The organism is Nonomuraea sp. NPDC001636, from assembly GCF_040298265.1.
Classification (GTDB): Bacteria; Actinomycetota; Actinomycetes; order Streptosporangiales; family Streptosporangiaceae; genus Nonomuraea.
Map to the genome: position 1 here is coordinate 347,093 of NZ_JBEOZT010000001.1, position 26,811 is coordinate 373,903.

The 26,811-nt window shown below is 71.7% G+C and carries 26 protein-coding genes and 1 pseudogene; 12 read left to right on the top strand and 15 right to left on the bottom strand.

Going from position 1 to position 26,811, the window contains the following annotated elements; all coding sequences use genetic code 11:
* Positions 1-63: 63 nt before the first annotated feature.
* Positions 64-594 (top strand): DUF4956 domain-containing protein, encoded by a 531-nt coding sequence (locus ABT158_RS01560; RefSeq protein WP_352350471.1) that lies wholly within the window; start codon positions 64-66, stop codon positions 592-594.
* On the top strand, positions 591-1,352 hold the full coding sequence (locus tag ABT158_RS01565; RefSeq protein WP_352349734.1) for a polyphosphate polymerase domain-containing protein: 762 nt from the start codon (positions 591-593) through the stop codon (positions 1,350-1,352). Before ABT158_RS01560 ends, ABT158_RS01565 begins: the two co-directional genes overlap by 4 nt.
* Here ABT158_RS01565 and ABT158_RS01570 read toward each other — a convergent pair.
* Complete coding sequence (locus tag ABT158_RS01570; RefSeq protein ID WP_352349736.1) at positions 1,347-2,570, bottom strand: acyl-CoA dehydrogenase family protein; 1,224 nt, start codon at positions 2,568-2,570, stop codon at positions 1,347-1,349. The genes ABT158_RS01565 and ABT158_RS01570 overlap by 6 nt on opposite strands.
* A gap of 68 nt (positions 2,571-2,638) precedes the next feature.
* Between ABT158_RS01570 and ABT158_RS01575 the strand changes: the two are divergent.
* Positions 2,639-2,815, top strand: a pseudogene (locus ABT158_RS01575) (TetR family transcriptional regulator); the annotation flags it as partial.
* A 447-nt stretch (positions 2,816-3,262) separates the two neighbouring features.
* On the opposite strand, the gene ABT158_RS01580 reads toward ABT158_RS01575, so the two are convergent.
* From ABT158_RS01580 to ABT158_RS01600, 5 genes are all read right to left on the bottom strand, one after another.
* Positions 3,263-4,258, bottom strand: coding sequence for an acyltransferase family protein (locus ABT158_RS01580; RefSeq protein WP_352349738.1), 996 nt, complete (start codon positions 4,256-4,258; stop codon positions 3,263-3,265).
* A gap of 73 nt (positions 4,259-4,331) precedes the next feature.
* Entirely contained in the window at positions 4,332-6,317 is a 1,986-nt protein-coding gene (locus ABT158_RS01585) for a DUF6807 family protein (protein ID WP_352349740.1), read from the bottom strand.
* 11 nt (positions 6,318-6,328) lie between these two features.
* Positions 6,329-7,378: a mandelate racemase/muconate lactonizing enzyme family protein gene (locus tag ABT158_RS01590; protein ID WP_352349742.1), complete on the bottom strand. Its 1,050-nt coding sequence runs from the start codon at positions 7,376-7,378 to the stop codon at positions 6,329-6,331.
* Positions 7,375-8,247, bottom strand: a complete 873-nt coding sequence (locus ABT158_RS01595) for a 5-dehydro-4-deoxyglucarate dehydratase (protein ID WP_352349744.1) — start codon at positions 8,245-8,247, stop codon at positions 7,375-7,377. The genes ABT158_RS01590 and ABT158_RS01595 overlap by 4 nt, the downstream gene beginning before the upstream one ends.
* On the bottom strand, positions 8,244-9,134 hold the full coding sequence (locus ABT158_RS01600; RefSeq protein WP_352349746.1) for an NAD-dependent epimerase/dehydratase family protein: 891 nt from the start codon (positions 9,132-9,134) through the stop codon (positions 8,244-8,246). Before ABT158_RS01600 ends, ABT158_RS01595 begins: the two co-directional genes overlap by 4 nt.
* A gap of 192 nt (positions 9,135-9,326) precedes the next feature.
* On the opposite strand from ABT158_RS01600, the gene ABT158_RS01605 reads away from it, so the two are divergent.
* The 6 genes from ABT158_RS01605 to ABT158_RS01630 all read left to right on the top strand — a co-directional run bounded on the left by ABT158_RS01605 (position 9,327) and on the right by ABT158_RS01630 (position 16,000).
* Positions 9,327-10,280, top strand: coding sequence for a LacI family DNA-binding transcriptional regulator (locus ABT158_RS01605; protein ID WP_352349748.1), 954 nt, complete (start codon positions 9,327-9,329; stop codon positions 10,278-10,280).
* A 206-nt stretch (positions 10,281-10,486) separates the two neighbouring features.
* Positions 10,487-11,446 carry a carbohydrate ABC transporter permease gene (locus ABT158_RS01610; protein ID WP_352349750.1) on the top strand — a complete coding sequence of 320 codons (960 nt, stop codon included), beginning with the start codon at positions 10,487-10,489 and terminating at the stop codon, positions 11,444-11,446.
* Positions 11,430-12,296 (top strand): carbohydrate ABC transporter permease, encoded by an 867-nt coding sequence (locus ABT158_RS01615; RefSeq protein ID WP_352319678.1) that lies wholly within the window; start codon positions 11,430-11,432, stop codon positions 12,294-12,296. The genes ABT158_RS01610 and ABT158_RS01615 overlap by 17 nt, the downstream gene beginning before the upstream one ends.
* Positions 12,297-12,341: 45 nt before the next feature.
* A complete protein-coding gene (locus tag ABT158_RS01620) occupies positions 12,342-13,616 on the top strand; it encodes an ABC transporter substrate-binding protein (protein ID WP_352349753.1) in 1,275 nt (424 codons plus the stop codon).
* A 10-nt stretch (positions 13,617-13,626) separates the two neighbouring features.
* On the top strand, positions 13,627-14,907 hold the full coding sequence (locus ABT158_RS01625) for a Gfo/Idh/MocA family protein (RefSeq protein WP_352349755.1): 1,281 nt from the start codon (positions 13,627-13,629) through the stop codon (positions 14,905-14,907).
* Complete coding sequence (locus ABT158_RS01630; protein WP_352349757.1) at positions 14,900-16,000, top strand: dienelactone hydrolase family protein; 1,101 nt, start codon at positions 14,900-14,902, stop codon at positions 15,998-16,000. Before ABT158_RS01625 ends, ABT158_RS01630 begins: the two co-directional genes overlap by 8 nt.
* Here ABT158_RS01630 and ABT158_RS01635 read toward each other — a convergent pair.
* The 7 genes from ABT158_RS01635 to ABT158_RS01665 all read right to left on the bottom strand — a co-directional run bounded on the left by ABT158_RS01635 (position 15,972) and on the right by ABT158_RS01665 (position 22,557).
* The gene (locus ABT158_RS01635; RefSeq protein WP_352349759.1) at positions 15,972-17,756 is read right to left on the bottom strand and encodes an ABC transporter substrate-binding protein; all 1,785 of its coding nucleotides are present in this window, start codon (positions 17,754-17,756) and stop codon (positions 15,972-15,974) included. The genes ABT158_RS01630 and ABT158_RS01635 overlap by 29 nt on opposite strands.
* A gap of 19 nt (positions 17,757-17,775) precedes the next feature.
* Entirely contained in the window at positions 17,776-18,039 is a 264-nt protein-coding gene (locus tag ABT158_RS01640; protein ID WP_352350473.1) for a DUF2160 family membrane protein, read from the bottom strand.
* Between the two features lie 11 nt (positions 18,040-18,050).
* Positions 18,051-18,869 (bottom strand): carbohydrate ABC transporter permease, encoded by an 819-nt coding sequence (locus ABT158_RS01645; protein WP_502911462.1) that lies wholly within the window; start codon positions 18,867-18,869, stop codon positions 18,051-18,053.
* Positions 18,866-19,837: a carbohydrate ABC transporter permease gene (locus ABT158_RS01650; RefSeq protein WP_352349760.1), complete on the bottom strand. Its 972-nt coding sequence runs from the start codon at positions 19,835-19,837 to the stop codon at positions 18,866-18,868. Before ABT158_RS01650 ends, ABT158_RS01645 begins: the two co-directional genes overlap by 4 nt.
* A complete protein-coding gene (locus ABT158_RS01655) occupies positions 19,834-20,928 on the bottom strand; it encodes an ABC transporter ATP-binding protein (protein ID WP_352349762.1) in 1,095 nt (364 codons plus the stop codon). The genes ABT158_RS01650 and ABT158_RS01655 overlap by 4 nt, the downstream gene beginning before the upstream one ends.
* Entirely contained in the window at positions 20,921-22,012 is a 1,092-nt protein-coding gene (locus tag ABT158_RS01660) for an ABC transporter ATP-binding protein (protein WP_352349764.1), read from the bottom strand. Before ABT158_RS01660 ends, ABT158_RS01655 begins: the two co-directional genes overlap by 8 nt.
* A gap of 116 nt (positions 22,013-22,128) precedes the next feature.
* The gene (locus tag ABT158_RS01665; RefSeq protein WP_352349766.1) at positions 22,129-22,557 is read right to left on the bottom strand and encodes a MarR family winged helix-turn-helix transcriptional regulator; all 429 of its coding nucleotides are present in this window, start codon (positions 22,555-22,557) and stop codon (positions 22,129-22,131) included.
* Between the two features lie 64 nt (positions 22,558-22,621).
* On the opposite strand from ABT158_RS01665, the gene ABT158_RS01670 reads away from it, so the two are divergent.
* A complete protein-coding gene (locus ABT158_RS01670; RefSeq protein WP_352349768.1) occupies positions 22,622-23,011 on the top strand; it encodes a VOC family protein in 390 nt (129 codons plus the stop codon).
* A 10-nt stretch (positions 23,012-23,021) separates the two neighbouring features.
* Here ABT158_RS01670 and ABT158_RS01675 read toward each other — a convergent pair whose 3' ends face one another.
* Complete coding sequence (locus ABT158_RS01675) at positions 23,022-23,804, bottom strand: SDR family NAD(P)-dependent oxidoreductase (protein ID WP_352350477.1); 783 nt, start codon at positions 23,802-23,804, stop codon at positions 23,022-23,024.
* Between the two features lie 106 nt (positions 23,805-23,910).
* Between ABT158_RS01675 and ABT158_RS01680 the strand changes: the two genes are divergently transcribed.
* Positions 23,911-25,485, top strand: coding sequence for a hypothetical protein (locus ABT158_RS01680; RefSeq protein WP_352349770.1), 1,575 nt, complete (start codon positions 23,911-23,913; stop codon positions 25,483-25,485).
* A gap of 53 nt (positions 25,486-25,538) precedes the next feature.
* On the opposite strand, the gene ABT158_RS01685 is transcribed toward ABT158_RS01680, so the two are convergent.
* On the bottom strand, positions 25,539-26,231 hold the full coding sequence (locus tag ABT158_RS01685) for a TetR/AcrR family transcriptional regulator (RefSeq protein WP_352349772.1): 693 nt from the start codon (positions 26,229-26,231) through the stop codon (positions 25,539-25,541).
* A gap of 80 nt (positions 26,232-26,311) precedes the next feature.
* Here ABT158_RS01685 and ABT158_RS01690 point away from each other — a divergent pair, with 80 nt between their 5' ends.
* Positions 26,312-26,740 (top strand): hypothetical protein, encoded by a 429-nt coding sequence (locus ABT158_RS01690; protein WP_352349774.1) that lies wholly within the window; start codon positions 26,312-26,314, stop codon positions 26,738-26,740.
* The last annotated feature ends 71 nt before the right edge of the window (positions 26,741-26,811 follow it).

The window sequence follows — 26,811 nt, forward strand, 5'->3', positions numbered from 1 at the left end:
GGCGAGCCGCAGGCTGGTGGACATGAGAACGAGGGGCAAGACACCGTGACGGCCGGACTGGCGATGGACCTGGCGGCGATCACCGTCCTCGCCTACGGCCTGTACTACCGGCGACACCACCGGCGCGACCTGCTGTTCGCCTACGTGGCGCTGAACGTGGGCATCTTCGCGGTGGTCTCCCTGCTGCTGGTCCAGCGGGTGGACCTGGCGGTCGGGTTCGGGCTGTTCGGGGTGTTGTCGATCATCCGGCTGCGGTCCAGCGAGATCACCCAGCAGGAGATCGCCTACTACTTCGTGGCGATCGTCCTCGGGCTGGTGAACGGCATCGCCTCCCAGCTCCCGCTGACCGCGCTGCTCCTGGACGGCGTGCTGCTGGCCGTCGTGCACGTCGCCGACCACCCCCGCCTGCTGGGCCGCACCAGGCAGCAGGTCGTGACGCTGGACGTCGTGCACGCCGACCCCGAGCTGCTCAGGGCCGACCTGGAGGGCCGGTTGCGGGGCCGCGTCCTGCACTGCGTCGTCACCCAGGTGGACTATGTGCGCGACGTGACCGTGGTGGACGTGCGCTTCCAGATTGCCGAGGTGGCCCGATGAGGGACGCGGGCGCGCTGATGGCGGGCGTCGCGGCCGGGCTGCCGCCGGTCGGGCTGGACGACGTGCCGGAGCTGATGAGCCGGGTGGACCGCAAGTACGTGGTCAGCGTCCCGGCCATGGCCGAGCTGGTGGCCGAGCTGGGCGACCGGCTCTCGGTGCTGCGGATCGGGGCGTTGCGCCAGTTCCGCTACACCTCGACCTACTTCGACACGCCCGACCTGCTGACCTTCCGCCAGCACCGGCAGGACCGGCGGCGCCGCTTCAAGCTGCGCACCCGTACGTACCTGGACGGGGGCGGGCGATGGCTGGAGCTGAAGCTGAACGGCACCCGCGGCAACACCGACAAACACCGCATCCCGTACGATGCCGCGGCGGCCGGCGAGCTGACCAGCGAGGCCATGAAGTTCGTCGGCGACACGCTGAGCAGCGAGCTGAGCGTCGTCGTGCCCGACGCGCTCGGGCCCGTGCTGTCCACCGACTACCGGCGGGTCACGCTCGTCGACCGAACCGGGCAGGCCCGGCTGACCTGCGACACGGGCCTGCTCTGCCACGACGGCGGCCGCCGGGTGCCCGCCCGCCGCGACCGGGTGCTGCTGGAGTCGAAGTCGGCCGACGGTCGGGCGCTGGTGGACCGGGTGCTGCGCGGGCTGGGGGTGCGGCCGGTCAGCGTCAGCAAGTACTGCCTGGCGGTGGCCGCGCTCCGGGGCGTCCCGGCCAACCGCTGGCAGCCCGTCATGCGGGGATATCTTGCGCTATAGCGGCAGGCCGCCGGTCGCCGCGCTTGTCGAACCGGTCGCCTGGTAGGCCGCGATCGTGCGCTCGGCGATGCGCATCTGGTGGATCTCGTCGGCGCCGTCGGCGAAGCGGGCCCAGCGGGCGTGCTGGAACATGCTCGCCAGCGGCGTGTCGGTGGAGTAGCCGAGCGCGCCGTGCACCTGGATCGCCCGGTCGACGATGCGGTTGAGGCTGTTCGCCACGAAATGCTTGGCCATCGACACCTCCGTACGGAAGTCCTCGCCCCGGTCGATCTTGGAGGCGGCGTGCAGCACCATGAGCTTGCACTGGTAGAGCTCCATGGCCGAGTCGGCGATCAGCCACTGCACGCCCTGCTTCTCGGCCAGCAGCGAGCCGTGGCTGTAGCGGTTGAGCGCCCGGTCCACCATCATGTCCAGCGCCGTCTCGGCCTGCGAGATCCACCGCATGCAGTGGGCGAGCCGCGCCGGGCCCAGCCGGTACTGGCCCAGCCGGTGGCCGTTGCCCCGGCCGCCGAGGATCGCGCTGTCGGGCACCCGCAGGTCCTCGATCACGATCTCGCTGTGGCCGGTCGAGCCGTGCATCGTCTCGACCTCGCGCACGTCCTTCCAGCCCGGGTTGGGCAGGTCCACCAGGAAGGCCGTGTTCGCGCCGCGCGAGCCCTCGGGCACGTCCCGCTCGGTGCGCGCGATGAGGATGGCGAAGCTCGCCCGGCGGGCGTTGGAGATGAACCACTTGTGGCCGTTGATCACCCACTCGTCGCCGTCCTTGACCGCCTCGGTGCGGATCAGGGTCGGGTCGGACCCGGCGACCTCGGGCTCGGTCATCGCGAAGCACGACATCTGGACGCCGTCCAGCAGCGGCCGCAGGTACTTCTCCTTCTGCTCGTCGTCCGCCCAGTGGAGGAGTGTGTGCATGTTGCCCTCGTCGGGGGCCTGGCAGTTGAGCACCCACGGGCCGATGCGGGTCTTGGCCGCCTCCGACTGCACCATGGCCAGCTCGACGTGGCCGAGGCCCATGCCGCCCCACTCCTTCGGCATGTGCGGCAGCCACAGGCCCTCGGCCTTGGCCCGGCGGCGCAGCTCGAAGATCGTGCGGAGGTAGGCGTCCCGGTCGCCCTCCTCCACGCCGGACATCGCGGGGATCACGGTCTCCTGGACGAAGGACCTGACCCGCTTGCGGATCTCCTCGTGCTCGGGGGCGAGAGTGAAATCGATGGCCATGACTCTCCTTCGGCAATTTCACCGATAGTACTATCGGTGAAATCAGACACAAGTCCCGTGAGGCGATCGTGACCAGCACACCGCTCAGCAGGAGCGAGGCGAAGGACCTGACCCGGCGCAGGCTGATCGAGGCCGCCCTGACCGTCCTGGACGAGGAGGGCGAGACCGGCCTGACCACCGGCAAGGTCGCCAAGGCCGCCGGAATCGCGCAGTCCAGCTTCTACGTGCACTTCAAGGACATGCAGGAGCTGCTGCTGGTGCTCGCCGAGGAGGGCGGCGAGCGGCTGCGCGGCGCGATGCGGGAGGCCCGGCGCAGGGCCCGCGAGGCGCCCGGCGACCTCGAACGCCACCGCGACACCTTCCGCATCCCGCTGGAGGCGATCTGCCGCCACCCCGAGCTGCTGCGCATCCAGCTGCGCGCGCGGCACGACCCGTCCTCGTCGCTGCGCGACTTCGCCGACCGTACGGCCGCGGCCTACCGCGAGCACCACGCGGCCGACCTGGCCGCGCTCGGCTACACGGCCGGCGACGAACGGGACCGGCGCCGCCTGGAGATGATCGCCGAGGGCGTCAACGCGGCCACCAACGCCCTGGCCATGGGCCACCTCGAAGGCCGCTACCCCGACCTGGACGAGTGCGCCGACATCCTGGTCGCGCTGTCCAGAGGCGCGCTTCGGCTGCTCAGGCACGAGTCAGGCGGGACGGCGGAGCGGGGTGAAGGCCCAGGTCATGCGGGGCTCGACGGCCCAGCGGAACAGCCCGCGCACCCAGGGCGTGCACAGCACGGTGGCGGTCAGGACGCCCAGCAGGAGTGACAGCGGCAGCCCCAGGCCGAGCCGCTCGGCGCCCTTCACCACGAACCCGTGCAGCAGGTACGCGTACATGGTGGCCGAGCCCAGCCCGCTGAACCAGGTGCGCCGGGCCGGGGTGACCGCCAGGAACGCCGCCACCAGCACCGCACCCGCCGCCAGCAGCCCCAGCCTGATCGCGGTGCCGGTGAGGTCGTCCACGCCGATGGCCGCGTTGGAGTGCCGCCACCTGATCCACTCGGTCGGCACCCGCTCGTGCACCAGCAGCGCGACCGCGAGCCCCAGCCCCAGCACGCAGAACCCGGCCAGCCGCACGGAGGGCCGCCGCAGCAGGGCGAAGTGCTCGGGCCGCAGCATCAGGCCGAGCACGTAGAACGGCAGCAGCGCGAACGTGCGGTTCATGGCCAGCTCGCCGGGCAACCGGTCGAGCCCGGTCAGCAGGGACAGCGCTACCGCGACCGCGAGCGGCCACTTGAGCTGCTGCCACACCGGCGTGGACAGCCGCCACAGGAACAGCGAGAGCAGGAACCAGGTGAGGTAGTACGGGTCGAGCAGGCTCAGCTCGAACGTGCCGTACAGGATCGGGCGGGGGAGCGAGTAGGCCAGCTCGAAGATCAGGTAGGGGACGGCGAGGGTGGAGAGAAGTTTGCGCGCCTTGCCCCCCGAAAACGTGAAATTTCGGGACAAATAGCCGCTAAGCACGATGAACAGCGGCATGTGGAAGACGTACACGTAGAAGTACAGGGCGTGGGCGAGCGGCGCGTCGCGCTGGTCCTCGATCAGGTGACCGCACACGACCAGCACGATGGCCAGGTACTTCGCGTTGTCGAAGAACGGGTCCCTGGCGGTGGCGGGCCGGGCGATGACGGGTGCGTTCACAGACTCCGCACCCTAGCCGCGGCCCGCCGAACCGCCGGGAAACCGGGAATGAGGGCTTACCGAAGAGCGGGTGTCACGCCCGCTCCCCGATCGTCGCCTCCCCGATCGTCGCCTCCCCGATCGTCGCCGCCACGGCGGCGGCCAGCGCCGAGACCGACGGCCCGTCGAGCCGCCCGTCGGCCACGACCGTGACGACCCGCCTGCTCAGCGTGTCCTCGACGACGAGCGGACGGTCCCACGCGAGCGCCTGCCCGACCCCGGGATACTCCGCCACCCGCACGAACCAGGGGTCGTCGCCGGCCTGCACGAACACCAGCGTCCAGTCCCGCCCGTCCGGGCCGGTCCCGGCCATGGCCACCCAGCGGTCCCGGCTGCCGTGCACGGTCTCCTCGTCGCCGGGGTAGGTCACCCGGCCGGTCGAGGCGCCGGGGGCGCGCCAGAAGAACCCGCCGTAGCCCGCGCCGGCCCGGCCCTTGGTGGCCGAGCTGTTGACCTCCAGCGGCGAGCCGGTGCAATTGGTCAGCGTGAAGGCGAGGTCGAGCGCCCACGCGTCGCCGACCGGCCGGGCGGTGACGGTGCGCCGCTCGCGGGCGATCAGCCGGTCGCCGGGGCCGATCCACTCCAGCTCCTCGGTGAAGCCGTCGTCGGCCAGCCGGGTGAACGCGACGTGCCGTTGCCTGCCGTGGTCGTCCAGCCAGGCCGGTCCCCGTCCCCTGACGTAGGTGCGGCCGCCCCAGAAGTTCGCGCCGCCCAGGTCGGCGATCGCCACGCCGGCGCCGAGGTGGTGCACGTGGTCGCCGGGACGCACCTCGGTGACGGTGACGCCGCCCAGCGTGCGCACCGGATGCAGGTACGGCCGCGGCGAGTCGGTGGCGGGCAGGTCGGGCCGCCACTCGTAGGCCGCGACCGGCGCGCCCGCCACCCGCAGCTCCACCTTCGTCCACGGCGCGCCGAGCTCGGAGTAGAGCGCCAGCTCCGCGGCGCTGCGCGCGGTCAGCTCGGCGATGCCGGGCAGGTACCGGTGGGTGACCGCGCCGCCGCCGTCGCGCTCCACGACCTGGTGCCGTTCGGCGATGGGCAGCGGCTCGGGGGCCAGCCGCACCGCGTCCAGGACCTGGGTGAACGTCTCGGTGCGGGAGAGCGGGACGAGCAGCTCGGCCCCCGTGCGGATGTGCGCGACCAGGTTCTCCAGCAGCCCGTCGCGCTCGTGCACGGTGGTCTCCACCGAGCCGTCGGCCCGCTCGACCCGCAGCTCGTCCAGCGTGTACGTGAGCGTCGCCCGCCCCGCCTCCCCGTGCACCACCAGGTACGGCTCGCTGCGGCCGGTCGCGCACAGCGACACCGCGATCGTGATCACCGGCCCGCCGGCGATCCGGACACGCAGGCAGGAGGTGTCGTCGGCCTCGATCGGATGGGCGTGGTACAGCTCGGTCTCGACCGCCTCGACCGGGCCGTCCACCAGGGCCAGCGCGGTCGCGACGGCGTGCGCGAAGGGGTTGGTGAGCGCGCCGTCCACCACGTCCGCGCCGTGCAGCCTGCGCCGTCCGGCCCAGGCCGAGCGGGTGAAGTACGACGCGGGCCGCTCCCACGCGCCCGCGCCGCCGATGCCGCGGACGCGGCCGAGCGCGCCGCTCGCCATCAGCTCCCGCAGCGCGGGGACGGCCCGCGAGCCGAGGCTCTGGAAGCCGACCTGGCAGGCCAGCCCGGTCTCGGCCACCGCCGCGGCGATCCGCGCGTGCGCCTCGGGGCTCGCCGCGGGCGGCTTCTCCAGCAGCACGTGCGACCCGGCGCGCAACGCCGTGACCGCGAGGTCGGCGTGCGTGTGGATCGGCGTGCAGACGATCGTGATCTCCGCGCCGGTGGCGGTGATGAGCTCGCCCAGGTCCGCCGACTGCGGCAGGGGGCCGCCGCCGAGCTCCTTGTCGAGCTCCACGTCGAGCTCCACCGGCCGCACGTCGCAGATCCCGGCCGGCTCGACCAGCCCGGCGGCCGCGAGCCTGCGCAGGTTGTCCAGGTGATGCCGCCCGTGCCCGGTGGCACCGGCCAGGACGACCTTCACGGGGTCCGTCCTCACGCCCATCGCAACCCCAGTCCCGCGTGGCCGCCCACGCGCAGCAGGCCGTCCTCGACCCGCACCGGGTACGGCTCGGCCAGCAGCCCCAGGCGGGCGAACGAGGCGTCCTCGACGTCCTCGGCCAGCGGCAGCAGCGGCAGCGCCAGGGCGAGCTGCCCGGACACCTCGCCCAGCAGGTGCGGATGGACCGGCACGTCGAACGCCCTGGCCAGCTCGGCGATCCGCAGGAACGGCGTGACGCCGCCGACGCGCACCACGTTCGGCTGGACGACGTCGCAGGCCCCCGCGGTGAGCAGGTCGCGGAAGCCGTAGACGGTGTAGACGTTCTCGCCCACCGCGACCGGCACGTCGGTCGAGCGGCGCAGCTCGACGTGCGCGGCCACGTCGTCGGCGGGCAGCGGCTCCTCGATCCAATGGAGGTCGAACTCGCGCAGCGCGGACAGGGCGCGCCGGGCCCGGTGGAGGTCCCACCGCTGGTTCGCGTCGATCATCAGCAGCCGGTCGGGCCCGATCACCTCGCGTACGGCCGCCACCCGGGCCACGTCGTCGGCCAGGTCGGGACGGCCGACCTTGATCTTGACGCCGCGGTACCCGGCGGCCACCCAGCGCCGCGCCTGCTCGGTCAGCTCCTCCAGGGAGTAGTGCAGGTTGACGCCGCTGCCGTAGACCGGGACCTGCTCCCGGCGCCGGCCCAGCACGTCGGCCAGCCCGGTCGCGCCGCAGCGCAGGTCCCACAGCGCCAGGTCGATCCCGGCCAGCGCGACCGTGGTGATCCCGCCGGGGCCGGCCTCGCGCAGGTGCCGCCACAGCCGGTCCCACACCAGCTCGGGATGGGCGGGCAGGCCGATCAGCGCCGCGCGCAGGTCGTGCTCCAGCAGGGCGTGCACGGCGTGCGCGCCGATCTGCGGCGTCCAGGAGAACCCGGTGCCGGTGCGGCCGTCCGCCAGCGTCACGTGGCAGACGATCAGGTGGTTGGCGGGCACGTCCGGGCCCCACGGGCGGGGCAGGGGGACCGTCCGCAGCTCGGTCCGCAGGCCGGTGATCACGAGGCCGCCAGCGCGAGCCCGGACCTGATCAGGGCGTCGAGCTCCGCCAGGTGGTCCTCGGCCACGTCGACCAGCGGCGGGCGCACCGGGCCGACGTCGAGGCCGCGCAGCCGTACGCCGGCCTTGACCAGGGCCACCGGGTAGCCGGGCACCTGGTCGCGCAGGCGGACCAGCGGCGCGTAGAACTCCGTCAGCAGCCGCTCGTCGCCGTTCAGGTAGGCCACGGCGATCTCGGGGGCGAAGGCGAAGACCGCGCTGGAGTACAGGTCGACGCCGATGCCGCGGTAGGCGGGCATGGTCAGCTCGGCGGTCGGCAGGCCGTTGAAGAACAGGAAGTCCGGGTGCTGCTCGCGGACCGCGAGGACGGTCCGCTGCATCCGGTCGATGTCGCCGAGCCCGTCCTTGAGCCCGATCACGCCGGGCACGCCGGCCAGCTCGACCGCGGCGTCCGGGGCGAGCACGACCGGGCCGCGCTGGTAGACGATCACCGGCAGCTCGGCGGCGACGGCGGCCACGTACGCGGCGAAGCCGCTCGCCGGACCCTGCGTCAGGTAGGGAGGCATGAGCAGCAGGCCGTCGGCGCCGGCCGCGCGGGCCGCCCGCGCCTGGTTCAGCGCCGCGCCGATCGGGCCGCCGGCCCCGGCGAACACCGGCACCCGCCCGTCCACCACCTCGGCCGCCACCCGGACGGCCCGCGCGTGCTCCGCCTCCGACAGCGCGGAGAACTCGCCGGTGCCGCAGGCCACGAACACGCCGCCGGGGCCGTGCGCCATGCCCTGCCGGATGTGTTCGGCCAGCACCTGCTCGGCGAGCGCGCCGCGGGCGTCGAAGGGGGTGACGGGGAAGAACAGCACACCGCTGAGATTCATTCGCATTCCTTGAGTTCGGTTCGCCAGCTTCGCTGGGGCTCCCAGCCGAGCAGGCGGCGGGCCTTGTCCGTGGAGAAGGCGGGAGCGGTGCCGGTGAGGCCCGCCGCCAGCTCCTCGGTGCCCGGCACCGCCTGCGGGAGCAGGTCGGCCAGCGGCTTCCTGGCCAGGGCGTCGGCCGCGCCGGCGAAGAAGACCTCGCCGCCCGGCAGCTCGGGCAACGCCGCGACCAGCACGGCGAACAGCTCGGCCGCGTCGCGCGCGTCGATGTAGTTGAACAGCGAGACGCCGCCGAGCTCCGGCTGGTCGAGCCGCTCCCTGACGGTGTGCCCCGACTGCGTGGGCGCGCCCGCCCACTCCTCGGGCGGGATGACGAAGCACGGCCGGACGGCCGCCATCCTCGTCCGGCCCGCCCGCGCGAACGTCCGCATGGTCTGCTCGGCCACCAGTTTGGACAGGTTGTAGGCGTTCCAGGGCAGCGCCGGGTGCTCCTCGTCGATCGGCAGGTACGACGGCCGCCAGCCGCCGGGCGCGCCGTACCCGATCACCGTGGGGCTGCTGGCCACCACCACGCCGGACACGCCCAGCTCCACCGAGGCCGCGCAGACGTTGAACGCGAGCCGGGTGTTCACCTGGAAGATCACTGACTCCGGCCGGCTGAACGGCGTCGCGATGGCCGCCAGATGGATCACCGACTCCGGCCGGAACCGGGCGACGACCTCGTACGCCTGGCCGGTGTCGGTGAGGTCGGCCGGTGACGTCGCGGCGGCCTCGACCGGCGTGCCGGGGGCCTGGTCCACGCCGATCACCTCGTGCCCGGCGGCGGCGAGCGTGGTGACGACGCTGCGGCCGAGGCGTCCGGCGCTGCCGGTGACGAGCACTCTGCTCACCGTGGGGGACTCCTTCAGTACTGCAAACAGTTGCACCAAACCTATGGGCCAGGCAGGGCGAGGCGTCAAGAGCCGATTTTCGACCATGGCGTCTAGCTGGGGATATGCACGACCGTCTGACGGTGGGTCGGTCGGCAAGCGCTTTCATCACCGCCATGGCGCCTGCAAGCGGTTGCGTTAGGGTGGGTGGCTGTGACAGTGACGATTCGTGATGTGGCCCGCGCTTCCGGTGTGCACGTATCGACCGTGTCGCGGACGTTCTCCGCGCCGCACATGGTGAACGCCGCGACCCGGACCAGAGTGCTGACGGTGGCCGAGGAGCTGGGATACCGGCCCAACAGGGCGGCCAGGGCGCTCACGACCGGGCGCACCCACAACCTGGGCCTGATCGTGGCCGACATCGCCAACCCGTTCTTCCCGCCGCTGATCAAGGCCGCGCACGCCGCGGCCCGGCAGCGCGACTACCACCTGTTCGTGGCCGACACCGACGAGGAGCCGGCCGCCGAGGAGGAGCTGATCCAGGCGTTCTCCAAGCAGGTGGACGGCGTGGTGCTGTGCAGCCCGCGCTCGTCGAACAAGGCGCTGGAGCGGCTGGCCGAGCGGGTGCCGTTCGTGGTGGTCAACCGGCGGCTGCGCGGCGCGGCCACGGTGCTGATGGACGTCGGGCACGGCGCGCGGCTGGCGGTCGAGCACCTGGCCGGGCTCGGGCACCGCCGCGTGGCGCTGCTGTCCGGCCCGCCGGGCTCCTGGACGAGCGGCGAGATCCGGACGGCCGCCGAGCGGGTGCCGGGCGTCGAGCTGGTCGTCCTCGGGCCGAACGCGCCCACCGAGCAGGGCGGCCTGGCCGCCGCGTCCGCGGTGCGCGAGGCCGGGGTGACCGGGGTGCTCGCCTACAACGACCTCATGGCGATCGGCCTGGTCGAGGGGCTGGGCGAGCTCGGGCTGAGCGTGCCGGAGGACGTCAGCGTGGTGGGCATCGACGACATCGTCCCGGGGCGGCTGAACCGTCCCAAGCTCACCACGGTCGCCATGCCCACCGCGGCGGCCGGGCGGCTGGCGGTCGACCTGCTGATCCAGGAGGTGAGCGCCACGACCTCGCTGGAGACCCGGCTGGTGGTGCGGGAGTCGACGGCGCCGCCCAGATGAGCTGCAAACGGTTGTACTAAATCGCAGCAATATTCATCCCACCTCTCGTTGGTAAGCGCTTGTCACCAGGGAAAACGCCATGGCGATATATCGATAACGACGATGTAACGCCTGCAAAGGGTTGACGGAACTTTCCCGGCAGCTATAGGAAAGCGCTATCCATTCACATCTCGCCGGAAGGTCCGTGATGACGAATGAGTTCCGTCATGGCTGACTCGGTGGCGGTGAGACTCCCGGACGCCGCGACCCCGCCCGAGCGGGGAGACCGTCGCGCGTCCAGACGTTCCCGCCGCGAGGCGCGGGCCGCCTACCTGTTCCTCGCGCCCTGGTTCGCCGGTCTGCTCGTCATCACGATCGGCCCCATCGTCGCCTCGCTCTACCTGTCGTTCACCGACTACAACCTCCTGGAGGAGGCCAAGTGGGTCGGGTTCGACAACTACGTCAAGATGTTCACCGAGGATCCCCGTTACCTGAACTCGCTGAAGGTGACGACGATCTACGTGGTCGTCTCCGTGCCGCTGCAACTGGCCTTCGCGCTCGCGCTGGCCCTGGTGCTCGACCGCGGGCTGCGCGGCCTGTCGCTCTACCGGTCGATCTTCTACCTGCCCTCGCTGCTGGGCGGCAGCGTGGCGATCGCGATCCTGTGGCGCAAGGTCTTCGGAGCCGAGGGCCTGGTCAACGCCGTGCTGGCGGTCTTCGGGATCCAGGGGCCCGGCTGGGTCAGCGACCCCGACACCGCCCTCGGCACGCTGATCATCCTGCACGTCTGGACGTTCGGCGCCCCGATGATCATCTTCCTGGCCGGGCTGCGGCAGATCCCGGCCAGCTACTACGAGGCCGCCGCGGTGGACGGCGCCGGCCCCTTCCGCCGGTTCCGGTCGATCACGCTGCCGCTGCTGACGCCGATCATCTTCTTCAACCTGGTGCTGGAGATCATCAAGTCGTTCCAGTCGTTCACGCAGTCGTTCATCGTGAGCGGCGGCTCAGGCGGGCCGGCCGACTCCACGATGTTCAACACGCTCTACCTCTACCTCAAGGGCTTCAAGAGCTTCGACATGGGCTACGCGGCCGCCATGGCGTGGGTCCTGCTGCTCATCATCGCCGGTCTCACCGGGGTGAACTTCCTCGCGTCCAAGTATTGGGTCTTCTATGGCGACACCAAGTAGGCCGCTGCCCGTCCTGTTCCGCCCGCTCAGGGGCGGCCGGGTGGTCAAGCACGTGCTGCTGATCGGGTTCGGCCTGGTCATGCTCTATCCACTGCTGTGGATGATCTCCAGCTCGCTCAAGCCCGAGGAGCTGATCTTCCGGCAGCCCGGCCTGTGGCCGAGCGAGGTCACGCTGGAGAACTACACCGAGGGCTGGACGGCGCTGAAGCACCCCTTCGGCTACTACCTGTGGAACTCCGCGGTGATCACCGTGCTGTCGGTGGTGGCGAACCTGGTGGCCTGCTCGCTGGCCGCCTACGCCTTCGCCCGGCTGAACTTCCCGCTCAAGAAGCTGTGGTTCACCCTCATGCTGGGCACGATCATGCTGCCGCACCACGTGCTGATCGTGCCGCAGTACGTCATGTTCTCCAAGCTCGGGCTGATCAACACGATCTGGCCGCTGGTCATGCCGAAGGTGCTGGCCACGGACGCGTTCTTCGTGTTCCTGATGGTGCAGTTCATCCGCTCCCTCCCCAGGGAGCTGGACGAGGCCGCCGAGATCGACGGCGCCGGCTACTGGCGCACGTTCATCAGGGTGATCATCCCGCTCTGCACCCCGGCGCTGGCCACCACGGCGATCTTCACGTTCATCTGGACGTGGAACGACTTCCTCAGCCAGCTCCTCTACCTCAACAACCCGGACAACTTCACCGCTCCGGTGGCGCTGCGCACCTTCCTCGACGCCAGCAGCGACTCGTCGTGGGGCCCGATGTTCGCCATGTCGATCGTCGCGCTCGGGCCCATCTTCGGCTTCTTCCTGGCCGGTCAGAAGTACCTGATCCGTGGTGTGGCCACCACGGGACTGAAGTAGTTCCCCCACCCCCCGACACAGACGAATCCCACAGGAGGTAGAGCCGTGAGCTCTGGCAAGAAGACGTGGTCGGCGGCACTGCTCGCCACCGCCGTGCTGGCGGTCACCGCGGCCTGCGGCAGCGGCGGCGGCGACGACGGGAAGGTCAAGCTGCGCTTCTCCTACTGGGGCAGCGACGCCCGGCAGAAGATGACCGAGGAGGCCATCAAGAAGTTCGAGGCCAAGAACCCGGGCATCGACGTCGAGGGCGAGTTCTCCGACTTCGCCAGCTACTACGAGACGCTGTCCACGAAGGTCGCCGCGAGCGACGCCCCGGACGTCATCACCCTGGAGATCCGCGGCCTTCGCGAGTACGCCGACCGCGGCACGCTGGCCGACCTGACCGGCAAGGTCCAGACCGCCGACATCGACCCCAAGCTGCTCGGCACCGGCGGCATCGACGGCAAGCAGTTCGCCGTCCCCACCGGCGCGAACGTCTTCTCGGTGGTGCTCAACCCGGCCCTGGTGGAGTCGGCCGGGCAGAAGGTGCCCGACGACACGAAGTGGACGTGGAAGGACTACGTCGACCTCAGCTCGAAGATCACCGCCAAGGGCGGCGGCACGGTCTACGGGACCCAGCTCAACTGGAACCCCGCCTTCCTGCAGATCTTCGCCGCCCAGCGCGGCGAGCCCTTCTACCAGGGCAACAAGATCGCCGTCACGCCCGGGACGATCGTGGCCTGGTGGCAGGTCATGCTGGACACGATCAAGGCCAAGGGCAGCCCCGACGCCGCCAAGACCGCCGAGGTCGGCGCGACCAGCGTGGACCAGTCGCTGCTGGCCACCAACACCGGCGCGTCCGGCATGTGGTGGAGCAACCAGCTAGGCGCGGTCGCCAAGGCGTCGGGCAAGGAGATGAGCCTGCTGCGCCTGCCCAAGGCGGAGGGCGCGACCACCGGCGGCATGTTCCTCCAGCCGGCGATGTTCTACACCGCCTCCGCCAAGAGCGAGCACGCCGCCGAGGCCGCCAAGTTCATCGACTTCATGATCAACGACGCCGAGGTCGGCGGGATCATCCTGAGCGACCGCGGCCTGCCCGCCAGCTCGAAGGTCCTGGCCGCCGTCAAGGACAAGCTGCCGCCCGCGGACCAGAAGACGCTGCAGTTCGTCGAGTCCATCAAGGGCGAGCTGGCCGACCCGCCCGCCGCGCCGCCGAAGGGCGCCAGCGCCCTGGAGGACATGCTCAAGCGGTACACCGAGGAGGTCATCTTCGGCCGGATGGCCCCCGACGCCGCCGCCCAGAAGTTCCTGACCGAGGCCAACGCCGCCCTCGGCGGCTGAGAGGACGACCATGAGGTACGCGTTCGTCGGGCTCGGGCACCGCGCGCAGCTGTACGTCGACGCGCTGCTCGGCGAGTGGCGCGACACCGGCACCGTCGTCGCCCTGTGCGACACCAACCGGACCCGCATGGACTACTACGCCGAGCGGATCGGCCACGAGGTGCCGTGCTTCGCCCCCGCCGAGTTCGGCAAGGTGCTCGAACTCGCCGACGCCGTCGTGGTCGCGACCGTGGACGCCGCGCACGCCCGTTACGTGTGCGCGGCCCTGGACGCGGGCCGCGACGTCATCGTGGAGAAACCGCTCACCGTGGACGCCGGGAGCTGCGCGGCCATCGCCGAGTCGGCCCGGCGCAGCACCGGCAGGCTGATCGTCACCTTCAACTACCGGTACTCGCCGCGCAACTCGGCCGTGCGCCGCCTGCTCATGGACGGCGCGATCGGCGAGGTGACGTCCGCGCACTTCGAGTGGACGCTCGACACCATCCACGGCGCGGACTACTTCCGCCGCTGGCACCGCGACCGGGCCAGCTCCGGCGGCCTGCTCGTGCACAAGTCCACCCACCACTTCGACCTGGTCAACTGGTGGCTCGGGGCAGCGCCGGAGACCGTCTTCGCGCAGACCTCGCTGCGCTTCTACGGCTCGGCCAACGCGCGGTCGCGGGGGCTGGCCGACCGTCCCGAACGCGGCCGGGGCGCGCCCGGCCTCGGCAGCGACCCGTTCATCCTGGACATCGCCGCCGATCCCCGGCTCAAGCGCCTTTACCTGGACGCCGAGCACGAGGACGGCTACGTCCGGGACCAGGACGTCTTCGGCGACGGCGTGACCATCGACGACAACATGGCGGTGCTGGTCCGGTACGACAGCGGGGCGCTGCTGACGTACTCGCTGAACGCCCACGCGCCCTTCGAGGGCTACCGGGTGGCCTTCAACGGCACGGCGGGACGGCTGGAGCTGGAGGTGGTCGAGCGGGCCTGGACGCCGCCGCACGCGGCGATCGACCCGAGCGCCGCGGCCAAGGAGCACGCCGCCGGGGCGTGGGAGCGGCTCACCCTGCGCCCCCACTGGGCCGAGCCGCGCGAGGTGCCGATCGAGCCGGGCGCGGGCGGCCACGGCGGCGGCGACCGGCTGCTGCTGGACGACGTGTTCCGCGGCCCGACCGGCGACCCGCTGGCCCGGCAGGCGGGCTACCTGGACGGCATCCGCAGCGTCCTGACCGGCGTCGCGGCCAACCTGTCGGCCGCCTCGGGCGCCCCCGTGCACCTGGCGGACACCGGCACCCGCCTTGCCTGACGGGTCCGCCCCGGCGGTGTTCGGCGAGCTGGCCGAGGTCGTCGGCGGGCAGTGGGAGCTGTTCCCCTCCCTGCCGGGGCCGCGGCTGCGGGCCGCGGCCCGGCAGGCGATCGGGGTGCCCGCCCTGACCGCCGCGGACGTGCGGGTCGAGCGCACGTGGACCGACGGCGACCTGTACGGCGAGGAACTGTCGTGGACGGTCGGGTTCGGGCCGCGGACCCGGGCGTACCTGCTGAGACCGCGCGACCACGGCGGCCCGCTGTCCGGCCCGCTGCCCGGGGTGGTGGCGCTGCACTGCCACGCGGGCATGAAGTGGGCGGGCAAGGAGAAGATCGCCGACGGCCCGGAAGGGCCGTCGGCCGAGGTGCGGCGGCTGCGGCGGGACGTCTACGGCGGCCGCGCGTTCGCCGGCGAGCTGGCCCGCCGCGGGTTCGCCGTGCTCGCCCACGACGTGCTGACCTGGGGCAGCCGCCGCTTCGCGCTCGACGTCCCGGAGGGGGAGGACGGCCTCCCCGACCGGTACGACCGCGCGGCGGCCCGGCACGAGCACGTCGTGGCCAAGCACTGCGCCCTGCTCGGCACCTCGTTCGCCGGGGTGGTGGCGGGCGAGGACCTGGCCGCCGCGGCGTACCTGCGCTCCAGGCCGGACGTCGGCGAGGTGGGCTGCGCCGGCGTGTCGGGCGGCGGGCTGCGGGCCGCGCTGCTCGGCGCCTTCGACCCGGAGGTGCGGGCGGTCGTGGTCGCCGCGATGGTCTCGACCTACCCGGAGCTGCTGGCCGGCGGCCACGTCGAGCGGCACACCTGGATGTTCTACCCGCCGGGCCTGTCGCGGCTGGGCGACTGGCCCGACCTGGTGGCCGCCCGCGCCCCCGCCCCCCTCATGGTCCAGTACGCCCTGCGCGACGACCTGTTCCCGCAGGCCGGGATGCGCCGCGCGCACGCCCGCATCGGCGAGCGCTACCGCGACGCCCCCGGCCGCTACGAGGCCGTGTTCGCGCCGTCCCCGCACTGCTTCGACGTGCCCATGCAGGAGCGGGCCTTCGACTGGCTGGCGCGGGAGCTGGTCAGCCGCCCGCCTTCCACCGGGCGATGAGCTTGTCGTAGTCGAGCGTGGCCGGCTCGCCGCGCTCGTCGGCCAGCTTCGGCGCGGGCGCGCCCGGCTGGTCGAACCAGTACTGGGCCGGACGCTCGGGGTTCAGCTTGGGCGCGCACTGGCCGCCGTAGCCCTGGCGTTCGCGCGACAGGCGTTCCAGCCGGGCCAGGATCTCGTCCTGCTGCCTGGCCAGGTTGTCCATCGACTGCTGCGGGGTGGTCTCGCCGGTGACGGCGGTGGCCACGTTCTGCCACCAGAGCTGGGCCAGCTTGGGGTAGTCGGGCACGTTCGTGCCGGTCGGGGTCCACTGCTTGCGGGCGGGGGAGTTGTAGAACTCGATCAGGCCGCCGTACTTGGCGGCGTTGTCCTTGAAGTAGTCGCTCTTGATGTCGGAGTCGCGGATGAAGGTCAGCCCGGTGATCGACTTCTTCAGCGACACCGTCTTCGACGTGACGAACTGGGCGTAGAGCCAGGCCGCGGCCCTGCGGTCCTTCGGGGTGTTGTTGAGCAGCGTCCACGAGCCCGCGTCCTGGTAGCCGAGCTTGTTGCCGTCCTTCCAGTAGACGCCGTGCGGGCTGGGCGCGATGCGCCACTTGGGGGTGCCGTCGTCGTTGACGACCGGCAGGCCTTTCTTGGTCATGTCGGCCGTGAACGTGGTGTACCAGAAGATCTGCTGGGCGATGTTGCCCTGCGCCGGGACCGGGCCCGCCTCGCTGAAGTTCATGCCGGCGGCCTCGCGCGGCGCGTACTTCTTCAGCCAGTCCACGTACTTGGTGAGCGCGTACACCGAGGCCGGGCCGTTGGTGTCGCCGCCGCGGGTCACCGACGAGCCCACCGGCCGGCAGTTCTCCACCCGGATGCCCCAGTCGTCCACCGGCAGGCCGTTGGGGATGCCGGGGTCGCCGTTGCCGGCCATGGACAGCCAGGCGTCGGTGAAGCGCCAGCCCAGCGAGGGGTCCTTGCGGCCGTAGTCCATGTGGCCGTAGACCTTCCGGCCGTCCACGGTCCCGTTGCCGTTGACCTTGTTGCTGAAGAAGTCGGCGATGTCCTCGTAGGCCGCCCAGTTGACCGGCACGCCCAGGTCGTAGCCGTAGGCGTCCTTGAACTGCTTCTTGATCGCCGGGTCGGTGAACCAGTCGTAGCGGAACCAGTAGAGGTTCGCGAACTGCTGGTCGGGGAGCTGGTAGATCTTCTTGTCGGGGCCGGTGGTGAAGCTGATGCCGATGAAGTCGTTCAGGTCGAGGGTGGGGGAGGTGACGTTCCTGCCCTCTCCGGCCATGTAGTCCGACAGCGGGAACACGTACGTGCCGCGCGAGTGGGTGCCGATGAGGTCGGAGTCGTTGACGTAGGCGTCGTAGATGTTCTGGTCGCCCTGGATCTGCGTCTGGAGCTTCTCGATGACGTCGCCCTCCTGGATCAGGTCGTGCTTGACCTTGATCCCGGTGATCTCGGTGAACGCCCTGGCCAGCTTCTGCGACTCGTACTCGTGCGTGGTGATCGTCTCGGACACCACGTTGATCTGCATGCCCCGGTACGGCGCCGCCGCCTTGATGAACCAGTCCATCTCCGCCAGTTGCCGGTCCTTGGACAGGGTGCTCGGCGTGAACTCCTCCGACACCCACCGCTGCGCCGCGGCCCTGCCGTCGGCCTCCTTGAAGTCGCTCTTCGGCTTCTCCTCGCCGCCGCCCGTGCAACCGGCCGCCACCAGGGCCAGCGCCGCCACGACCGCCGCCGCGACACCCACCGCATGCCTCATCGCCTGGCTCCTCTTCCTCTCAGCCCCATATCCCGATCACGACCATGACCAGCAGCGCGACGCCGAGCGCCGCCCACATGGACAGGTCGGTGACTGCAATCCACAGGGCCAGCACGACGGCCGCGCTGATCAGGCCGATGTACAGCCGGTCGCCCCGGTCGGTCTCGATCCGCAGGAACCCGCGCCTGGCCACGGGGGGCGAGATCCGCCCCCAGACGGCCATCACGCACAGGAGCAGCGCCAGCCCGGCGAACACCAGGGCCGTGGGGGCGGTCCACACCATCCACTGCACGGTCAGACCCTCCCCAGGGCGAACCCCTTGGCGATGTAGTTGCGCACGAACCAGATGACGACGGCCCCCGGGACGATGGTCAGCACGCCGGCCGCGGCCAGCAGCCCCCAGTCCACGCCCGCCGCGCTCACCGTCCGCGTCATGGTGGCCGCGATGGGCTTGGCGTCCACCGACGTGATCGTCCTGGCGATCAGCAGCTCCACCCAGCTGAACATGAAGCAGAAGAACGCGGTGACACCGAGCGCGGACCGGATCATCGGCAGGAAGACGCGGACGAAGAAGCGCGGCAGCGAATATCCGTCGATCGCCGCGGTCTCGTCGATCTCCCGGGGGATCCCCGACATGAAGCCTTCCAGGATCCAGACCGCCAGCGGCACGTTGAACAGCATGTGGGCGATCGCCACGCCCAGATGCGTGTCGAACAGCCCGACCGCCTGGTAGATCTGGAAGAACGGCAGCAGGAACACCGCCGGCGGCGCCATCCGGTTCGTCAGCAGCCAGAAGAACAGGTGCTTGTCCCCGGCGAAGCGGAACCGCGAGAACGCGTACGCCGCCGGCAGCGCCACGACGAGCGACATGACCGCGTTCATCGAGGTGTAGACGATGGAGTTGAGGTAGCTCGAATACCACGACGGGTCGGTGAAGAACGTGACGTAGTTGTCGAAGGTCACGCGCTGCGGGATCAGCGAGAAGCTGCCCAGGATGTCCTCGTTCGGGCGGATGGACATGCCGAACATCCACAGCAGCGGCAACATCAGCGTGGCGGCGTACAGCCAGAAGACCGTGCGCGCCCACGGCAGCCGGTGGCGCGTGGAACTCACCTCCCCGACCTGGTCAGCACGGTGAAGAAGACGTAGCAGGCGATCTGTACGAGCAGGAAGTACAGCAGCGAGAACGCGCCCGCCGGGCCCAGGTCGAACTGGCCGACGGCGATCTTCGACAGCAGGATGCTCAGGAACGAGGTCGCGTTCCCCGGCCCGCCGCCGGTCACCACGAACGGCTCGGTGTAGATCATGAAGCTGTCCATGAACCGCAGCAGGATGGCGATCGTCAGCACCCCGCGCAGCCTCGGCAGCTGGATGTGCCGGAACGTCGCCCAGGCCGACGCGCCGTCGATCTGCGCCGCCTGGAAGTACGGCTCCGGGATCGACCGCAGCCCCGCGTAGGCCAGCAGCGCCACCAGCGGCGTCCAGTGCCACACGTCCATGACCAGGACGGTGATCCAGGCGTCGGCCGAGTCGAGCGTGTAGTTGAAGTTGACGCGCAGCACGTTGTTGACCACCCAGCCGCCGAGCCCGATGTCGCCGCGGGCGAAGATCTGCCAGATCGTGCCCACGACGTTCCACGGGATGAGCAGCGGCAGCGCCACCAGCACCAGCGCCACCGACACCCAGAACCCGCGGCGCGGCATGCAGACCGCGATGGCCACCCCGAGCGGGACCTCCACCAGCAGCACCTGCGCCGAGAACAGCAGCGTGCGCACGAGCGCGGCGCGCACCTCGGGGTCGCGGGCGATCTGCCGGAACCAGTCCAGGCCGACGAACACCCGGTCCACCGGGCTGAAGACGTCCTGGACGGAGAAGTTCACGACGGTCATCAGCGGGATCACCGCGGTGAAGGCCACCGACACCACGACCGGCAGCACCAGCAGCCAGGCCCGGTTGTTCCGCGGACGGGGGTCGGCGCGCGGCCCAGCGGCCCCGGCGGCCTCCGCGGCGGCGGGCGCGGCGGCGGCCGGTACGACCTCGCCATCCGCCTGGCTGCCCGCGACGGCGGTCCGGTCGCTCACGCCTGTCCCCTTCCGTCCAGGGGTGCGAGCGAGCCGCACCTGACCGCGTCGCGGAACAGGAACGTCCGGTCCGCGGGGAAATGCAGGAACTCGACCGTGCCCGGCGTCCAGGACGAGCCCGCCTCGGCCCTGGCGATCACCGGATGGCCGCCGACCTCGGCGCGCACCAGGTCGTGCGAGCCCATGCGGTCGATCCGGGTCACCCTGGCCGCCACGCCGGGCCCGGCCGGCGGCCCGCCGACCCGGACGAACTCGGGCCGCACGCCGATCCGCACCGGCCCGGGGGCCAGCGCGCCGACCACCGCGCCGACCTGCGAGCCCCCGATCCTGACCACGCCGCCGTCGATCTCGGCAGGGAGCACGTTCATGCCGGGGGAGCCGATGAAGTGGCCGACGAACTCGTGCGCGGGCGACAGGAACAGCTCGGCCGGCTCCCCGGCCTGCACGATCTCGCCGTCGTTGAGCACGACCACCTCGTCGGCGAAGGTCAGCGCCTCGGTCTGGTCGTGGGTGACGTAGACCAGGGTGTGGCCGGTGTCGCGGTGGATCTCCTTGAGCTTGCTGCGCAACGTCCACTTCAGCGCCGGGTCCACCACGGTCAGCGGCTCGTCGAGCAGCACGGCCGCCACCTGCTCGCGCACCAGGCCGCGGCCCAGGCTGACGATCTGCTTGCGGCCCGGGTCGAGCCGGCGCGCCCGGCGGCGCAGCACGTCGTCCAGGCCCAGCATGGCCGAGACCCGCAGCACGCGGCGGCGGACCTCCTCGGCCGGGACCTTCCTGTTGCGCAGCGGGAAGGCCAGGTTGTCGTAGACGGACATCTCCTCGTACAGGACGGGGAACTGGAAGACCTGCGCGATGTCGCGGCCGGCCGTGGGGACCCCGGTGACCTCGCGGTCGTCGAACCAGATCCGGCCGGTCGTGGGCGTGAGCAGCCCCGAGACGATGTTCAGCAGCGTCGTCTTGCCGCAGCCGCTCGGGCCGAGCAGGGCGTAGGCCCGGCCGCCGCGCCAGGTCCAGGTCGTCGGCCTGAGCGCCCACGTGCGGCCGCCGTCGTAGCTGTGGCCCACGCCTTCCAGGCGGATGTCAGCCATGCCGTCCCGCCCCCGCCGCCGGGGCGACCGGTAATCGGCCGCCGGCCTCGTCGAACACGAAGACGTGCCGCGGGTCCACGTACGCGGTGGCCGCCTGGCCCGGCGTGAACGGGCGGGTGCCCGGCAGGTGGGCCACCAGGTGCCGGCGTCCCGCCAGCAGCAGGTGCAGGAACGTCGCGCCGCCGGTCACCTCGGCCAGCCTGATCTCGGCGGGCAGTTCCAGCAGGCCGGGGCCGGTCCTGGTGATCGTCACCTGGTGGGGGCGGATGCCCAGCACGACCCCCTGGCCGGCGGCGGCGGCGCCCGGCGCGGGGAAGGACGTGCCCATGACCTCGATCCGGCCGTCCCTGACCGTGCCGGGCAGCAGGTTCAGCGGCGGGTCGCTGAGCGTGGCCGCGACGGCGAGCGTGGGCGGCTCGGCGTACATGGTGGCCGGGTCGCCGACGTGCCGCACCCGGCCCTCGCCGAGCACCACGGCGGGCGCGCCGAAGGTCAGGGCCTCGTTCGGGTCGGCGGTGGAGTAGAGGACGACGCCCGCCGAGCCGGTGAACATGCGCCTGAGGTCCTCGCGCAACTGCTCGCGGAGCTTGAAGTCGAGGTTGGCCAGCGGCTCGTCGAGCAGCAGCACGTCCACGGGCCGGGCCAGCGCGCGGGCGATCGCCGTGCGCTGCTGCTGGCCGCCCGACAGCTCCGCGGGCCTGCGGCCCAGCAGGTCGCCGAGGCCCATGACGGCGGCCACCTCCCGCACCCGCCGGTCGATGCCGTCCTTGCGGTACGACCGGTCCAGCCGCAACGGCGAGGCGATGTTCTCGTAAACGGTGAGGGACGGGTAATTGATGAATTGCTGATAGACGAAGGCGACCGACCGCTTTCGCACGGAAATCGAGGTGACGTCATTTCCGTTGACCAGCACCCGCCCAGAATCGGGCGGCTGCAATCCGGCGGCGACCCGCATGAGCGTGGTCTTTCCCGAGTTCATCGGGCCGACGAGGGTGGTCAGTCCGTGAGGTAGTTCCAGGTGGATGTCGTCGAGCCAGGTCTCCCCGCGCTGCCGTACGCGGACGCCATCGAGGATCAGCGTCACAATGCCCGGTCCTCTCTCCCGGAGCTTGCCCTCCATCTAACATGATCTGATTCTTTGTGCAAAGAGGGCAGTTGTTGTGACAGTTGTTCGTCAGTTGACGTGAGTTATGCAATTTGTCAGGGTGAGAAGAGTTTCATCACCAGGCTGTGGAGGTCGCGGCGTTCGGCGTCGGTCAGCGGGGCGAGCGTCTCGCGTTCGACGTCCGCCACCACCGCGCGGGCCCGTTCCAGGGCGTCCCGGCCGGCGGCGGTCAGCGAGATCCGGTAGCGGCGGCGGTCGGCGGGGTCGCGCTCCCGGGTGGCCAGCCCTTCGGCCATGAGGCCGTCCATCAGGCGGACCATGTCGCTCGGGTCGAGGCCCAGCCGGTCGCCGACCTCCCGCTGGGCGGCCGGGCCGAAGTCGTCGAGCGTGGCCAGCGCCGCGAACTCCCACAGGCTCAGCCCCGTGTCGGCGGTGAGCCGCGCGGCCAGGGCGCGCCGGCCCGCGACACCGACCTTGTGCAGCACGAAGGTGGTCGTCCCGAGCAGGGTGGGTGGCAGTTCCATCTCATCCAGAAGTGTAGGTTGTTCCCAATAGTTGGTAATCACCCACTGATTTCGGAGGATCAGAATGGACGCCCTCTACCCTCGGCTGCTGGTGCGCGACTTCCCGGCGAGCGTCGCCTTCTACCGGGCCGCCCTCGGGCTGGAGCCGGTGAAGGTGCTGACGGAGGCTACCTACGCCAACTGGGACATCGACGGCCAGGCCGGTCTCGTGCTCTTCGGCCGCGACCGCCTCGCCGAGGTCGTCGGCACGTCCGGGCTGCCGGCGGCGGGCGCCCAGGACACGGTGATGCTGGTGATGCGGGTCGACGACGTCGACGGCGAGGCCGACCGGCTCGTCGGGCTGGGCGCCACCGTCGCCGCGCCGCCCCAGGACCGGCCCGCATGGGGGCCCGGCCTGCGTACCGCCCACCTGCGCGACCCGGAGGGCAACCTGATCGAGCTCCAGTCGTACTGAGCGCGGGCGGTCAGGGCAGGATGGCGTCCACGTAGCCGCCGTCCACGCGCAGGGCGCCGCCGGTGGTCGCCGAGGCGAGCGGCGAGCTGAGGTAGACGACCATGTTGGCGATCTCCTCGGGCTCGATCAGCCGCTGGAGCAGCGACTGCGGACGGTGCTCGCGCATGAACGCCCGCTGCGCCTCCTCCCACGCCAGCTCCCGGTCCACGAGCTGGTAGACGAACTCCTCCACGCCGCCGGTGTGCGTGGGCCCGGCGATCACCGAGTTGACCGTCACCCCGCTGCCGGCGGCCTCCTTGGCGAACCCGCGCGAGACGGCCAGCAGCGCCGTCTTGCTCATGCCGTAGTGGATCATCTCGGTGGGGGTGACGACGGCCGAGTCGCTGGCGATGTACTGGATCCGGCCCCAGCCGCGCTCGATCATGCCGGGCAGGTAGGCGCGCGTGAGGCGCACCGCCGTCAGGACGTTGACCTCGAAGAAGCGCCGCCACTCCGCGTCGTCGATCTCCAGCGCCGGCCTGGCCTCGAAGATGCCCAGGTTGTTGACGAGGATGTCCACCTGCGGCAGCGAGCCGAGCACCCGCTGGAGCCCTTCGTCGGTGGCGACGTCGCCGGGCGCGGCGACCAGGCCGCGATGGTCCATGCGCTCGATGGCCGCGGCCACCGAGCGTTCGCTGCGGCCGTTGACGCCGACGCGCGCGCCCGCCCGTGCCAGACCGGTCGCGATGGCCGCCCCGATGCCCTGGGTCGAGCCCGTGACCAGCGCCGTCCTGCCACTGAGGTCGATGCTCACCATGACTCCATTGTCCGTGCCGCCCCGCGGCCGACCGGCACCGGGGCACTACCGGCCGCGGATCGGGTAGATGCCTACTCTGGTCGGTACGTCGAGGGGAGCATGGGTGCGCCGGTTACGGTGGCTGGTCGTGATGGTGGTCCTCGCCGTCCTCGTCGTGGTCCCGGCCGGGCCCGGCGCCGGCGACGACGGGTGCCCGCCCAGGGACACGCGGGTGACCTCGCCGTACGCGATCACCGGCTACTGGGTCATGCCGCGGGCCGACGTGTGCGTCACGCGGCGGACGGTCGAGGCGATCCACTCGCTCGGCGGTGACACGCTCGTCACGTTCGGGCCGCGGTTCGACGCCGGGCCGATGGAGCCGGAGTTCGCCGCCTGCCGGGTGGACGGACGGCCCTGCGCGCGGGTGCCCGGCACCCGGATCCGGCACGTCTACACGTACGTGACCAGCGAGGAGTTCGGGCGTTCCGTGCTGCGCTGCCCGGGTCTCGACCGGCGGATCGAGAGCGGCGGGCGGGTCTTCTACCGCGTGTCGCTGGCCGCGTCGTGCGCCGCGCGCGTCCAGGACCTGGTGCTGGTCTCCACCGACGGCGACGGGCTGGGCAACCTGGTCGAGGAGGCGGCGGCGTACGGGATGAGGGTGTTCCCCGGGCTGCCCGCCGCGCCGCAACGGCGGGGCAAGCCGTGGGAGCCCGACCTCGCGCACCTCGCCGCGCTGAACGCCTTCACCGCGCGGGTGCTGGCCGGTTACCGCGAGCGGTTCGGCGGGTCGGCCGCCTTCGGCGGGGTCTACCAGTCGTTCGAGCTGGCCATGCGCGAGCGGGGGCCGCGCGACCCCGTCCTCGCCCTGTACGCGGCCCAGCACGCGGCGGTCGCAGCGGCGCTGCCCGGCCGGAAGATCCTGGTCAGCCCCTACATCGACGCCCGCAGGGGCCGCGGTTTCCCGCCCGGCCAGGTGCCCGGCGGGCTGGCCGGCATCGCCGCCACCCGCGCCGGCGCGCCCATGGCCGTCGCCGTACAGGACGGGCGGGGCACGGGCAAGGTCCCCGTGCACGGGATCGAGGAGGGCGGGTCCATGGTCGCCCCGCGGCTCGTCCCGGTGGTCGGCCGGGTGCGCAACGCCGACGGCTACTACGGGCCCACCAGGGACTACATCGAGGCGGCGGCCGGCAGCGTGCCCGCCGGGGTCGAGCTGTGGGTCAACGTCGAGGGGTTCGAGCCCGCCCCCGCGGAGGGCGAGTGCGGGCGGGTCGAGCCGCTGCCGTTGCGGGGACGTACCAGCAAGGCCCGGCTCGACCAGCAGATCATGGCGACGGGCGGGCACGCCGCGAAGATCATCTCCTACGGCTGGGAGCCCTTCTTCACCTGCCAGGCGAGCCCGGCCACCCCCTCGCTGGCCGACGACATCGCGAACGGCGGCCGGGAGCCGATCATCGTGAACGCCTACCGCGAGGAACGGGACGGCCGGCCCGGGATCACCGTCGAGGGCTACAACCTGCGCGGCGGCACCCTGCGCTTCACCTCGCCCGGCGGTAGGGAGGTCGGCGTGGCCCAGCGGTGGCACGGGCCGGGCCGCCCCGAGTCGGCGTGGGCCCCCTACGTCCCATCGGGCCCGTGGACCTCGGTCACCGCCACGAACGCCGCCGGCCGCACCAGCACGAGCGGATACGTCTTCCGCTAGCGCTCGCCGCGTCCGTCAGGATTCGCCGCGTCCGTCAGGGCTCGCCGTGTCCGTCAGGGGTCGCCGTTTTCGCTGGGTTCGCCGCCGAAGCCGCGCAGCATGGCTTCGAGCGCGAAGACGAAGCGGCGGTCGGTCCCCGAGGACGGCCGGGCGCGCCGCGCCCGGGTGGCCTCGGCCAGCAGCGGGGTCTCCACCAGGTCCGGCTCGGGGATGTCGCGCATCGCGGGCGCGGCCCGTTCGGCCCCACCGGCGACCTCACCGGCGACCTCACCGGCGGCCAGGACGGCGACGTGGCCGACGACGAAGCCGGTCACGGCGTAGAGCATGTCCAGCGCGCGCTCCGGCGGCAGCCCCGCCGCGCGCAGCACGCGCAGCCCCTCCTCCATCAGGCGCAGGTTCCCGGGCGTGATCGCGGGACGGCTGACCACCAAGGGGACGACGTTCGGGTGCGCGAGCAGCGCCCGCAGCAGCGCGTGGGCGTACTCGCGCAGGGCCTCCTGCCATGAGGCGGCCTCGGCCAGCAGCGGCGCGGCCTGCGTGACGACCTGCTCGACCAGGCCGTCGAGCAGCGCGTCCTTGCTGTCGACGTGCTGGTAGAGGGACATGGCCTCGACCCCGAGCTCCTGGCCGATGCGGCGCATGGACAGCGCCTTCAGCCCTTCGCGGTCGGCCAGCGCCAGGGCCGCCCGCAGGATGGCCTGCCGGGTCAGTCCGGCGTTCTGGCCGCGGGTGCGCTTCGGCGACATGGTGCCCTTTCTCGATTCTTACGTGGTAAGTATAGTCAAAACATACTTTGTAAGAATGCCGTCCGGAAGGGACTCATGTCATGACAGGGAAGCCGCGCGGAGCCTCCGCCCTGCTGTACGGCGGCGCCGCGCTCACGGTGCTCGTCACCCTCTTCGCCTTCGCCTACCAGTCCGGGCTGGCCGAGTACCTGAGGGCGGGCTATCCGGAGCTGGGGCCGGGGAAGATCGACGAGGGGGTCACCACGTACACGGTGATCCTGTCGGTCGTGGGGGCGCTCGGGCTGGCCGGCTGGCTCGTCACCGTCCGGGGGGCCGGGGCGGGCAGGGGGTGGGCCCGCTGGCTGGGGGCCGGGCTGTTCGTGGTGGCGTCGTGCCTCGCGCTCGCGGGCCTGACCGTCCGGGACAGCAACGGCGAGGTCGGCCTGGCGCCGCTGCTCGGCTGGCTGCAGGTGCTTCCGCTGGTCCCGGGGCTGGTGGCGGTCGTGCTGCTGTGGAGGAGGGCGCGGTGATCCGCCTCGCCCGGTGGCCGGGCCGTGCTGCGGCGTCGCGGGCGGGCGGCGCCGCCCCGGGCGGCCACGGG